At 63.9% G+C, this 12334-nt stretch carries 8 protein-coding genes and 5 pseudogenes; 6 read left to right on the top strand and 7 right to left on the bottom strand.

The features are described 5' to 3' along the window. Window positions 1-48 precede the first annotated feature (48 nt). Window positions 49-1254, top strand: coding sequence for a M14 family metallopeptidase (locus K9U41_RS11180; RefSeq protein ID WP_282640914.1), 1206 nt, complete (start codon window positions 49-51; stop codon window positions 1252-1254). Between the two features lie 289 nt (window positions 1255-1543). Here K9U41_RS11180 and K9U41_RS11175 read toward each other — a convergent pair whose 3' ends face one another. Both K9U41_RS11175 and K9U41_RS11170 read right to left on the bottom strand, forming a co-directional pair. Beyond that, entirely contained in the window at window positions 1544-2569 is a 1026-nt protein-coding gene (locus K9U41_RS11175; protein WP_432715775.1) for a DUF1254 domain-containing protein, read from the bottom strand. A 13-nt stretch (window positions 2570-2582) separates the two neighbouring features. Next, a pseudogene (locus K9U41_RS11170) lies at window positions 2583-4003 on the bottom strand (DUF1254 domain-containing protein). A gap of 216 nt (window positions 4004-4219) precedes the next feature. On the opposite strand from K9U41_RS11170, the pseudogene K9U41_RS23945 reads away from it, so the two are divergent. Next, window positions 4220-4390 (top strand): annotated as a pseudogene (locus K9U41_RS23945) (IS3 family transposase); the annotation flags it as partial. 415 nt (window positions 4391-4805) lie between these two features. Here the strand turns inward: K9U41_RS23945 and K9U41_RS11165 are convergent. The 5 genes and pseudogenes from K9U41_RS11165 to K9U41_RS11145 all read right to left on the bottom strand — a co-directional run. Beyond that, a pseudogene (locus K9U41_RS11165) lies at window positions 4806-5048 on the bottom strand (integrase); the annotation flags it as partial. Between the two features lie 274 nt (window positions 5049-5322). Next, window positions 5323-5916, bottom strand: a pseudogene (locus K9U41_RS11160) (LysR substrate-binding domain-containing protein); the annotation flags it as partial. 164 nt (window positions 5917-6080) lie between these two features. Then, window positions 6081-6383: pseudogene (locus K9U41_RS11155) on the bottom strand (DDE-type integrase/transposase/recombinase); the annotation flags it as partial. Between the two features lie 94 nt (window positions 6384-6477). Beyond that, a complete protein-coding gene (locus K9U41_RS11150; protein ID WP_282640912.1) occupies window positions 6478-6879 on the bottom strand; it encodes a rhodanese-like domain-containing protein in 402 nt (133 codons plus the stop codon). Then, window positions 6876-7208: an ArsR/SmtB family transcription factor gene (locus tag K9U41_RS11145; RefSeq protein WP_282640911.1), complete on the bottom strand. Its 333-nt coding sequence runs from the start codon at window positions 7206-7208 to the stop codon at window positions 6876-6878. Before K9U41_RS11145 ends, K9U41_RS11150 begins: the two co-directional genes overlap by 4 nt. On the opposite strand from K9U41_RS11145, the gene K9U41_RS11140 reads away from it, so the two are divergent. The 4 genes from K9U41_RS11140 (at window position 7207) to K9U41_RS11125 (ending at window position 12207) form a co-directional block, all read left to right on the top strand. Further along, window positions 7207-7578, top strand: coding sequence for a hypothetical protein (locus K9U41_RS11140; RefSeq protein ID WP_282640910.1), 372 nt, complete (start codon window positions 7207-7209; stop codon window positions 7576-7578). The two genes, K9U41_RS11145 and K9U41_RS11140, sit on opposite strands and share 2 nt — an antisense overlap. Window positions 7579-7641: 63 nt before the next feature. Beyond that, a complete protein-coding gene (locus K9U41_RS11135) occupies window positions 7642-7845 on the top strand; it encodes a YgaP family membrane protein (protein ID WP_282640909.1) in 204 nt (67 codons plus the stop codon). Window positions 7846-7975: 130 nt separating this feature from the next. Further along, window positions 7976-8983 carry an efflux RND transporter periplasmic adaptor subunit gene (locus K9U41_RS11130; RefSeq protein ID WP_282640908.1) on the top strand — a complete coding sequence of 336 codons (1008 nt, stop codon included), beginning with the start codon at window positions 7976-7978 and terminating at the stop codon, window positions 8981-8983. Next, window positions 8980-12207, top strand: coding sequence for an efflux RND transporter permease subunit (locus tag K9U41_RS11125; RefSeq protein ID WP_282640907.1), 3228 nt, complete (start codon window positions 8980-8982; stop codon window positions 12205-12207). The genes K9U41_RS11130 and K9U41_RS11125 overlap by 4 nt, the downstream gene beginning before the upstream one ends. The last annotated feature ends 127 nt before the right edge of the window (window positions 12208-12334 follow it).

The following is a 12334-nucleotide window of genomic DNA, read 5'->3' as shown; positions in this document are numbered from 1 at the left end:
GGTCGGCACCGGGAAGCCGCTGCCGACCTCATAGAAAGGATCTGCGTCATGCCGAACAGGCCCGGCGAGCGCCTCGATCGCCGCGACTTCATGATTGCCTCAGTTGCAACGATCGGCGCATCGGCTGGGCTCGTTGCCAATGCCAGTTCCGCCAACGCCCAGGCTTCGCCCACCTCTGCTGCGGGTCCTGCATCCCGTACAGCATCCGCAACGGTCTATACCGGCGATGTCATCCAGGGGAAAAAGGTCGTCAGCGCGCTCGCCGTCGACGACCTGGAACCAGGGCGGAAGCATCTTCTGTATTTTCAGGGCGTCGAGATGCCCACCGGACAGCACTGGTATGTGTCCGTTACGGTCGCCAGGGGAGCGAAGCCTGGCAAGCGCGTCGTTCTGGTCAGCGGCGTGCACGGCGACGAGATGAGCTCCGTGCACACGGTGCAGACGGTGGTGAACCAGCTCGATCCGGCGCAGATGTCGGGCACGGTGATGGCTGTCACGGACGTGTCCCGTGCGGCCCTGGAAGGCATGCAGCGCAGATGGCCCAATGCCGGCCGAGGCGCCGATCTGATCGACATGAACAGGGAATGGCCCGGCAACGAGAACGGCCCGACCGCCCCAAGCCGCCATGCCGGGCTGCTGTTCAACCGGCTGCTGCGGCCGAACGCCGATGCCGCGATCGACTTCCATACGGGGACAACCGGCTTTGAGGTCACCGCATTCAATATCGCCGGCATGGACGTGCCGGAGGTCCGAGCGATGGTGGAGCTCTATCCCGTCGGCCAGGTCTTCGACAATCACGTTTATCCGGGTGTCCTGCACAATGCTTTCATGGACGTGGGCATCCCCGCCTTCACGCCGGAGATCGGCGCCGCACGTGTGCTGAATTTGCAGATGATCGGGTTGTTCGTGGAAGGCACGATGAACGTCCTCAAGCATTACGGTATCGTGGCCGGGCCGATGGGACGTACAGGCAAGGACGTAAATGTCTTCGTCGGCAACAGTGCGTTCCCGATCCTGGCAACCGAGGGCGGGCTCGTCGAGCATCTGGTCAGGCTCAATGACAAGGTGGAGCCCGGACAGAAGGTCGCCATCCAGCGCAACAGCTTCGGTGAAGTGGTCGCCGAATACACAAGCGGCGTGGCCGGAGCGGTGACGGGCCAGCGCAGCGACGCGATGGCTGAGCCGGGCAACCCTTTGGTCTTCATCCTTTTCCACAAGGATGCACCGGATCGCGGCGAGACGTATCCCGAGTGACTATCCAGCACTTGATGCGTGCGTCAGGGTCATGATTCCCAATGCCACACACTCACGGAATTCCGACAAGCAGAGCCCGCTTTGTCCGTCGGCGCCCGAGAGTGACACGCGCCAGGCGCGGGTGTTGTAGGGGCGCCGACAAGCGTACACTGCAACCCTTCTGCAAAGCGGACCTTCAGCACGGAAATTCCCGTAGGTGTTGCGTGGATCTTCTTCCCAAGAGTGGTATCGTCCGCGGCGGTGGTCGGGTGCCTCGCCGGCTCAAGCCGGGCCGACGTCAATGGCCGCCTCACTTCGCGAGCATTGCCGCGGGGAACTTCCAGGCTCCATCCAGGATCTCCTTGTGCGGCCGGTAGAGGCGGACCATGTAGTTCCAACCCTGAACGATCGGCAGGCAATTAACGGAATTCTCCGTGCACCCGCCAAATTGGATTTCAATGGAGCCGTCCTTGTCTTTCTTCGCCGTGACGTTGTTCAACGAGTATGCGTTGAGGTCGTTTGGCGCGAAATAGCCTTCCGCATTGTAGACGCTGATCGACCAAAAACCGTCAACCGGAACATCCTTCACCTTGAGTTTGTAGACTGTCGTCCCATCGTTCTCGGGCGGGGTCACGTTGAGATAGAGCGCTTCGCTGGGAGGATTGGCTCCCCAGCCCATGGCGGCGCCGATCACAAAGCGAACCGGGTCGACATCTTCCCTGCGGCCGAACATGCGCTTCGTGTCGGGCAGCAATGTCGCGAGCGACAGCAACGCATCGCGCACCTTCTTCTGGGAGACCTGATCCCAGTTCGGGATCTCAAAGCTGCCGGTGGCCTGTTGGCTTGCCGTGACCGCGTCCTGCAGCGCATGCACCTTCTTCACATCTTCAGGATTGGACGGGTTCACCAGCGTGCGGATGGCGATCGCGGCGTAACGGGTGCCGATGTCCTTCTTGGTGAGCGTATACTTGCCCGGCTTGTAATGGACGCCGTGGGTATATTGGTCTTCGTCGAACACCTGCATCGACATGAACCGGCTTCCGGCTTCCGGCAGCGTGATCGTGACGGGACCCGCGTCGAGATCGAACACCGCCGACGAGTAGAGCGTGTCCCGGTTGAGGCGAATGACTGTCTGCTTGTCGATTGGCGCTGGCTCCCGCGTGTGGTCGAACTTGCCGAACCCGCCATTCTTGACGATCCCGGCAAAGTAGAGGTCCGACTCGGCACGAACGAAATTGTCGGTCGAAACCGGGATCGCAACTGCCGGATCGGCGCGCGCCGGCAGTGTTCCGGCGAGGCTCAACAACAAAGCGGCGACGGTCTGCTTCGTGTTCATCATGGAGCCTCGTTCAGTTTTGCGCCGCGCGTGCGAGCGGCGGGGCCTTCCATTTCCCGTCGGGCGCGGCAGGCTGCGGCCAGTATAGCCTCATTGTTGCCCAGAAGGGACCGGCCGGCGCCGGCAGCCAATTGGACTGCGCGCCTTTGTCGGGAGAATCGTGTTGGAGGTGAAGCGTGATGCCGCCGTCGGCATCACGCTTCAGGTCCTGCAGCATCGCCGAATTGATCAGGTACCGCTTGAGCGGATTGGCGACGAGCAGGCTCGCGGCAGTTCATACATGGTGAGTGACCAGAAGGCGTTGACCGGCGGCAACTCGCCGGGCCCGAAGCGCAATGTGTACCGATGCTTTGCGCCATCGAGCGGCCGCCCCTCGGAATCGACGAAATAGGCGGGATAGATCGCCTCTTCCTTCGAGTTGCCGTAGATGCCGAACGCCGCCGCGGCCATGCGGCCGAGATAGTCGCCATTCAGGAATTCCCGGTTGCCGAATCCGTCGGCGGAGGTCCGCTTGCCGGTGTCGATTTCTTGCGCCTTGAAATCGGCAAGGGCCTTCCAGGCGTCCGCCATGCCTTCCGAAACGGCCTGGCGGAATTCGGCGGACTTCTGGTCTGCATCAAACGGCTTGCCGGGCACGATGCCGATCGTCGCAAGGCGGTCCCTCAGCTCGGCTTCGCTCGAATGGGGCGGCGCAAACTGCAGGATGAAGTTCAGCTCGTCGAAAAAGCGTAGCGATGTGCGCTCTTCTTCCGCCGTCACCGGCTTGAAAAAGTCGACCCTCGGCGCCGCAGCAGGAGCTGGCTTGGCGAGAAATTTCGATAGCGGCTGAACCTTGTACTCTGCCTGGATCTTCTTGACGTTCTCGATGTCGTCGGGACCTTTGAGCTGGGTGCGGTACAGGACGAAGGCAAAGTCGGTTTCCGAGCGGATGATCTCGTTGATGCCGGCCGGCTTCTCGCCTTTCCGGCCTGGTCCAGCGAGCAGGAAGTTGCCTGCCGCATTGCCGGTCGCGCGGCTGCCGACATAGGCGAAGTTATAGGTGTAAAGGTCGATGAACTGGAGCGAATAGTAGCGGTCCTTGGCGACATCCGGCACCGACAGGACGAGCGGCTCAGCCCTCAGGTCGGCGCCCAGAAATGAATAGGGGGTATCCGAATTGGGAGTCTGGATCGCCTTATCGTCGGGTGTGAAGACCCGAGCGACATTGTAAAGCGTGTTCCACGGCGCCTTGAATTCAGGAGTCGTCGCGTCGACGAAGTATGAGTACAGAACGCGATAATTATCGACCAGCGGAAAGCCATAGATGACCGACTCTTTTGCGATGGCGCGCACGTCGCTTGTCGCAAGTGCCTGCGCGGTTGACTTCTCCGGCTGAGCCATGAGTGCCGTCACGATGGTGAGGAGCGTTGCCGCGACGAGAAACTTTCGTGTCATTTTGCGTCCCTCGCTGCGAGGATCGTATTCTGGGACATAATATCACTGGTGGTGTGATCGAGGACCTCACCACCACAAACCGGAAGCATCAACTGGCGGCAAGAGCCAGCAAGCCGGCGAGGCGATCATCGCCCAAGGGCGCGATGGTTTCCAGTGCTGCGAATTCGCGCACAGGACAGGCCAGAGCCGTCTTGAGCGGGTGACGGTCCAACTACAACGGATCGGCCGCACTCTGCTCACGGCCGGCAGACCCCGTCCGCCTTCGCCGCAATTTTCCACCCGCGACGGGATCTGCCGCTGCGCCAAACCAGAAGCTCAGCGACAGAACCCGCCGCTCCCCTCGAACAGGCCAAATCCAACTGTCAGAACGAACTCTCTGCTGGATAAAACTTGGGGGCAACCTTACAGAAGTCAATTGCTGGCGCGGCAATCAGAGCACGCCGAGCTTCGACAGCATCGCCTTGCCGATCGCAACGTGCTTCGGCGCCTCAGTTGCGGCGCCCGGCATGTCGATATTCAGCGAGAATGCAAAGATCTTGTCGTCACGCTCGACCCAGCCGCTCTACCAGCCGAGATTCGGTGTGCTGAAGAAGCACCATCCCGTCTTGCCGTAGCAAGTCTTGCTGTCCTCGGTTTCGAGCCGGATAATGTCATGTGTGATCGTTTGCGCACGCGCCGAGGCGTCGAGCTTCTACTGCGCCAGACGCGCCATGAAGCGGGCCTGCTTGACTGTGTTGGTTTTCAGTGGGCCGTCGAGCCAGAACGTGTCGGCGCTCTCACCGGTCTGCCGATTGTCATGATCGCCCAGCAGGCCGATTGTCCGCGTGGCTGTACCGGCACCGCCTCTCCCGATGGACTTGCCGCGCAGCTTCTTCGTCTTGACGGTGACGCGGGTCTTCCCCGCCATGATGTCCTTCGTGGCCTTCGTGATGTCGGCTTTCGTCAGGTCCCTGACGCGGCGCGAGCCGAGGAGGGGAACGATATGACGGTGGATGCGGCCCAGGTCGGAGACAATCGTCCCGGGTTTCTTGGGGCGTCCGCCCTTCGGGCTCGGACTGAATACTGGAGTGTAGGCTTTCAGCTGTCAGGACGCTCGCCCCGAGGCGTCCTGTCGAAAAGCGTCCGGGCTCCTCCACATCAATTGATCGAGGGTGGTCTTCAGCCGAGGAGCCACAAAATCGACGAAGGCACGAGTCTTGGGCGCGACGAGCCGGGCGTGCGGATAGACCAGGTGCACCGGCTGGGCCGGCGGCTTGAATGCGCCGAGGACGGTCGCTCACCATGTAGGACAGGGCAATGGCGATGCCGTGCTCCTTCTCGGCGATCTGGATGGCGGTCACCGCGTCGTTGATTTCGAAGGTCGGGTTGAGGTTCAGGCTGCCCTGCTTCTGCCCGTTCAGGAAGCGCCATTCGCGGTTCGGCATGAGGCCTGTGAAGGCGATCATGGAATGGAGCCGCAGGTCGGTGGGTGCGACCGGCGCCCCGCGCCTGGCGAGGTAATCCGGGTTTGTGACCAGGACCCGATGGACCGCGCCGATCCTTTTGGCCATCAGGCTCGAATCTGGCAGGTGACCGATGCGCACGGCAATATCGATGCCTTCCTCGACAAGGCTCACGACCCGATCGAGCAGCAGAACGGATGCCGACACGCGCGGGTGCTGAGCAAGGAAGGCGCAGACCACCGGTGGAAGCGCGGATTGCCCGAACGTCACCGAAGCCGTGATGGTGAGGTGGCCTTGCGGCATGGCCGTTTCGCCGACTGCTTCCTTCTCGGCCGCGTCGAGATCGGTGAGGACGCGCCGTGCGCTTTCCAGGAAGCTTCGGCCGACATCGGTGATGGTCACGCTGCGAGTCACCCGATTGAAGACGCGCGCGCCGAGGCGGTCCTCGAGCGCGGAAATGGCGCGCGTCACCGCCGGTGGCGACAGGCGCAGCCGTGCGCCGGCCTCGGCGAAGCTGCCGGCGTCCAGCTCGGACTCCGGGGAATAATCGTACACGACAACGGTGCAGGCGTCCGGAGCGCCAAGGTCTTGCGCCAGCTTGTCGAACACTGCCTTCCGACGCGCGCCGGGATGCGGTTCCTCCGGTTGGGGTTGTAGAACATCTCGATGTAATCGAACCCGTCCCGGCGTGCCTCGTCCCGCGAGGGATAAACCTGGCGGCGGATGCGTTCACGCTTGAGCAGGTTGAAGAAGCTCTCGGCCACGGCGTTGTCATGGCAGTTGCCATGACGGCTCATCGAGGGCTGCAGATCGTGGTGTTTCAGGAACGAAGCCCACTCCATGCTGGTGAACTGGCTCCCCTGATCCGAATGCACCAGCACACGGTCCTTCGGCTTGTGTCGCCAGACGGCGGCCAGCAGCGCCTGAAGCGCGACGTTGAAGTCCTCGGTGAAGTTCGCTTTGCCCATCGGGGCCTCCTTGCCTCAAAATTTAGCGAAGAAAGCGTCCAGGAATCTAGGGGCGGTTCACTATTCAGTTCCGGCCCTTCGCCATGGGCAATCCCTTGACCTTCCACGCCATGATGCCCCCTCTGAGCAGATAGACCTCTCCGGCGCAAAGCCGCTGCAGACGGCCGGCGTGAAGGCTGGTTCGGGCACCGGAGCGGCACAGAAAAATCGCCGCCTTCGCGCCTGTTTCTCCAAGGGACGCTCCGGCTGCGATCAGCGACAGTGGCAGCAGGACGGCCCCGGGAATTCGCTCGACGGCGACTTCCCCCGGCTCGCGTATATCCACGAGGATCGCGCGCCCGTCATCAACCCGCGCCTTGGCCGCCAGAGCATCGATCGCGGTGGGACGTGCTGCGCCGCCAGCGTCCGCCGCGCCGAGAATCCTGCGCACGCCGGCAGCGATCCGGCGGAAAAACGGTTCATTCATTTCGAAACCATCCCTCTGGCGACGGGGTTCCGACAGGCTTGGCCCGTTGCTTCCGCGCAGAAGGCGGCGTGTAGAGCCTCGACTACGTCCAAGACCTCGGGCCGGCTGATCCGGTAATAGTGGGTCGTGCCTTCGCGGCGCGCCTCGACCAGTTCGTCCGCCCTGAGCCGCATCAATTGCTGCGACATCGGAACTTGCCCAATCCCCAATTCCTGACGAAGCTGGGCGACGGACTTCTCCTCGTTCCCCAGAGCGCACAGCACCAGAAGCCGTTGCGGATGCGACAAGCTGCGCATCAACTCGGCGGCCTTTTCCGCTGCAGGGATCATGTCCTTAACATTCATAATCTTGAATTTAAATTTGTTTAATGTTATGTGCAAGTGCGAAAACTGGGAGGCCTCGAACGCGAGGCCCAGCAAGCGATGCGGGACACGCGACGCGGGTGGCGAACATGATGCAAATGCCGTCGGTGCAGAAGCCTTTGCGAGCGGGATTTTCCACAAGGAGACCTGCAGCATTGCGTATCTGGCCGAGGATCCGGCGACGGGACGCGCCGCGATCATCGATCCCGTGTTCGATTGCGACGAGAAAGTGCGGCGCGTCGCCACTACCTTCGCCGATGCGATGCGCGACGAGATCGTGCGGCGCGTGCTGGACGTGACTTTCGACCCCCATCCTCATGTCGACCGATTTCGCTGAGCCGGACGCAGAGACAACAAAAGACTTATGCGACACAGCATAAAATCAAAGGAGTGCATCAAAATGACCGTCGATCGCGCCGTGTTCCTGTTTGCCGGAATCATGATCCTTGTCTCTCTGGCGCTCGGCTTCTACGTGTCGTCCTACTGGTACCTTTTGACCGCCTTCGTCGGGCTGAATCTGATTCAGTCATCGATAACCGGCTTCTGTCCGGCCGCCCTGATCTTCAAGAAGTTGGGCTGCAAGCCTGGTAGCGCCTTCGAATAGACGGGCCAGGACCCTGGCGCGATCGTCCTTCGGACGACGCGGCGCCACACGTCGACGACACTGAGATACCGGCTCACCCTCCTTCACCGAGTATTCCATGCTACGAACCAAAGTCTTCGTTCCCGCGCTTATGTTGGTCTTGCTTTTCGCCGAAAGCGGAGCTGGCGTGGGCGGGGCTTCCGCCGCGGCGGAGCTGACCGTCGCGCCGGTTTCGGTCCCGGAGCTGAAGGCGGTGTTCGGCCAGGTGGAAAGCCGCACCGTCGTGCCGGCACGCGCCCGCATCGGCGGCACGATCCGCCAGATCGGCGTCACCGAGGGCAGCGAGGTGAAGGAAGGGCAAGCCATCGCCTTGGTGGTGGACGACAAGCTCGCCCTCGAGCTGAACGCGGCGGAGGCGAAGATCAAGGAACTCAAGTCCCAGCTCGCCAATGCCCGTACCGAACTGGACCGGAACCAGCAACTCCTGACGCGGGGCGTCGTCAGCCAGAGCCGTCTGGACCAGATGCAGACCCAGTTCGACGTGGCCGCCAACCAGGTCGCCGCCGCCGAGGCCGACAAGGCGGTCATTGCGCAAAGGGCCACCGAGGGTGCCATCGTCGCGCCGGCGACCGGGCGGGTCCTGACCGTCCCGGTGACGCTCGGCTCGGTCATCCTCGCTGGCGAGGAAGTCGCGCGTATCGCAAGCGGCCAGTATTATCTGCGCCTGTCCCTGCCGGAACGCCACGCCGCGGAAATCAGGGACGGCGACACCGTCCTCATCGGGCAGCGCGGCCTCTCCCCCGCCAAGGGCGGCGACATGGCGACCGCGCGGCCGGGGCGCATCGTCAAGATCTATCCGGAGATATCCGACGGCCGCGTCATCGCCGACGTGGAAGTGGCGGGGCTCGGCGACTATTTCGTGAATGAGCGCACCCTGGTCTGGATCCCGGTCGGCAAGCGCGCGGTCATCGCCGTTCCACCGGACGCGGTGACGACGCGCCACGGCATCGACTATGTCCGCGTCGCCAGGCCCGAGGGCCCGCTCGACGTGGCGGTGATCCTCGGCGAAACGTTCCCGGACAATGGCGGGACGCGGGTCGAGGTTCTGACGGGGCTCAGGGACGGCGACCGCATCGTCCTGCCGGGAAGCGCGAAATGAAGCTCGGTATCGCCGGCAACCTGACGCGCGCCTTCATCGGCTCGCCGCTCACCCCCCTGTTCCTGCTGGCCGCGTTCGCGCTGGGCATCGTCGCCCTCGTCACGCTGCCACGCGAGGAGGAGCCGCAGATCTCGGTTCCCATGGTCGACATCCGCGTCGAGGCAAACGGCCTCAAGGCGGAGGATGCGGTCAAGCTGGTCACCGAGCCGCTGGAGACCATCGTCAAGAGCATCGACGGCGTGGAGCACGTCTATTCCCAGACCGAGGACGACGGCGTCGTCGTCACCGCCCGGTTCCTCGTCGGCACCAGTTCCGATGCGGCGATCCTGCGCGTGCACGACAAGGTGCGGGCGAACCTGGACCGCATCCCGGTCGGCATCGCCGAGCCCCTGATCGTGGGGCGCGGCATTGACGACGTGGCCATCGTCGTCGTCACGCTCGCCCCGGCGCCGACGGCCGCCGCGCGCTGGACCGCGAACGGGCTGACCCGCCTTGCCCGCGAGTTGCAGGTGGAGGTGGCCAAGCTGTCGGACATCGGCCTGACCTATATCGTCGGCGAGCAGCCGGAGGAGATCCGGGTCGAGCCCGATCCCGAGAAGCTCTCGCTCTACGGCATCACCCTTCAGCAGCTTTCGGCCAAGATCGAGGGCGCCAACCGTTCGTTCCAGATCGGCAAGGTCCGCGAAGAGGGGCAGCAGCGCACGCTTGTCGCCGGCCAGACCCTGCAGACCGCGCCCGAAATCGGCAACCTGTTTATCACCGCCCGCGACGGCCGGCCGGTCTATGTGCGCGATGTGGCCAGGGTGGTGCTCGCCACCGAGCCCAACGAGGCGCGCGTCACCGACGTGCGCAGGACTTCCGCCGGGCTCGATCGCGTGCCCGCCGTGTCGCTGGCCATCGCCAAGCGGCCCGGCACCAATGCGGTCGTAATCTCCGACAACGTCGTCCAGCGCCTGGAACAGGTGCGCGGGCAGATCGTCCCGCAGGACGTCCAGATGACGGTCACGCGCAATTACGGCGAGAGCGCCAACGAGAAGGCGAACGAGCTGCTGTTGCATCTGGGCCTTGCCACGGTGTCCATCGTGGTGCTGGTCGCCTTCGCCATCGGCCGACGGGAGGCGCTGGTGGTGGCGGTGGTCATTCCCACGACCATCCTGCTCACCCTTTTCGCCTCGCGGCTCATGGGCTACACGCTCAACCGCGTCAGCCTGTTCGCCCTCATCTTCTCCATCGGCATCCTGGTGGACGACGCCATCGTGGTGATCGAGAACATCGCCCGCCACTGGGCCATGCGGGATGGCCGGCCGCGGGAGCGGGCAGCGATCGAGGCGGTGGCAGAGGTCGGCAATCCCACCATCATCGCCACGCTGACGGTGGTGGCAGCGCTCCTGCCCATGCTGTTCGTCTCCGGCATGATGGGCCCCTATATGAGCCCGATCCCCGCCAATGCCTCAGCGGCGATGCTGTTCTCCTTCTTCGTCGCCGTGGTGCTGACGCCGTGGCTCATGATGAAGCTGGGCCGCAAGGGCGATGCGGCGGCCCATGGACACGATGCGGGCCATGGTGGCTGGCTGGGGCGCGCCTATGTGGCGGTGGCCACGCCGATCCTCAAGACCAAGGCCCGCGCCTGGACCTTCCTTCTCATTGTCGGCTTCGCCACGCTCGCCTCGCTGGGGCTGATCTACACCAGGCACGTCACGGTGAAGCTCCTGCCGTTCGACAACAAGACCGAGCTCCAGGTGGTGGTCGACCTCCCGAAAGGGTCCTCGGTGGAGGACACCAACCGGGCCCTGCAGGCCATCGTCGACCGGCTCGCCCCGATCCCGGAAGCGATCTCGTTCCAGACCTATGCCGGCACTTCGGCGCCGTTCAACTTCAATGGCCTGGTGCGGCACTATTACCTGCGCTCCCAGCCGCAGCAGGGCGACGTCACCGTCAACCTGCTGCCGAAGGGCGACCGCGACCGGCCGAGCCATGCCATCGCCCTCGACATTCGCGAGCGCCTGCGGGGGCTCGATCTGCCGGCGGGCACGGCGGTGAAGGTGGTGGAGCCGCCGCCGGGGCCGCCGGTGCTGGGCACGCTCCTCGCCGAGATCTACGGCCCCGACCCCGCCACCCGGCGCGCGGTGGCGGCCAAGGTGCGCGAGACCTTCGAGAGCGTGCCCTTCATCGTCGACGTGGACGACAGCTACGGTATTCGGCCCGAGCGCGTGCGCATCGCCATCGACCAGGACAACCTCGAATATTACAAGGTCGAGCAGGGCGATGTGTACGATGCCATCCGCGCCTTTTATTCCGGCGCGACGGTGGGCTATTCGCACCGTGGGGGCGGCCGCCAGCCGATCCCGATCCGCATCGCCTTGCCCAAGAGCGCCGAGGTCGTGAACGAGCGCACGCTCACCACCCCGGTGCCGGCCAATGCGCTGCCGGGCGCGCGCGGCGTCGTGGAGCTCGGCGACGTGGTGAGCGTGACGCGCGAGCCGGCCTCCTACCCCATCTTCCGCCACAACGGCAGGGCCGCCGAAATGATCACCGGCGAACTCGCCGGCCAGTTCGAGGCCCCCGTCTACGGCATGATGGCGGTGGCCGACGCCATCGGGAAGGCGGACTGGGGCGATGTGCCCAAGCCCGTGATCGCCCTCCACGGCCAGCCCGACGACGAGAGCCATCCCACCTTGCTATGGGACGGTGAATGGGAGGTGACCTGGGTCACGTTCCGCGACATGGGGGCGGCCTTCGGCGTGGCGATCCTCGGCATCTACATCCTCGTGGTGGCCCAGTTCGGCTCCTTCAAGGTGCCCCTCGTCATCCTGACGCCGATCCCCCTGACCTTCATCGGCATCATGCTCGGCCACTGGATGTTCGGGGCGCCATTCTCCGCGACCTCCATGATCGGCTTCATCGCGCTCGCCGGCATCATCGTGCGCAATTCGATCCTTTTGGTCGACTTCATCCGCCATGCCCGCACGCCCGACCGGCCCCTGGTCGAGGTGCTGCTGGAGGCCGGCGCCATCCGCTTCAAGCCGATCCTCCTCACGGCGCTCGCCGCCATGATCGGGGCGGCGGTGATCCTGACAGATCCGATCTTCCAGGGGCTCGCCATCTCCCTTCTGTTCGGCCTTGCCTCCTCCACCGCGCTCACGGTGCTGGTCATTCCGGCAATCTATGTGGTGCTGCGCGGCGGCGGGCGCACAGCGGAAGAAAAGGAACAACCTCAGGCTTAGCACTACAGTTGCGTTTTCGGTTTGAGATGGGCTTGGTAGGCTGTGGCCTGGTGGGCACGCCGGAAGCTTGACCATGCGAGGATGCGAGTCGGAGGTATCGGCCGTTGAGCTAGCTTCAAAGCGAGAC

Source organism: Xanthobacter autotrophicus (assembly GCF_029991245.1).
In the GTDB taxonomy this organism is placed as follows: Bacteria; Pseudomonadota; Alphaproteobacteria; order Rhizobiales; family Xanthobacteraceae; genus Xanthobacter; species Xanthobacter autotrophicus_C.
The sequence above is the reverse complement of the archived record's forward strand: the minus strand, read 5'-3'. Positions and strand labels throughout refer to the sequence as shown.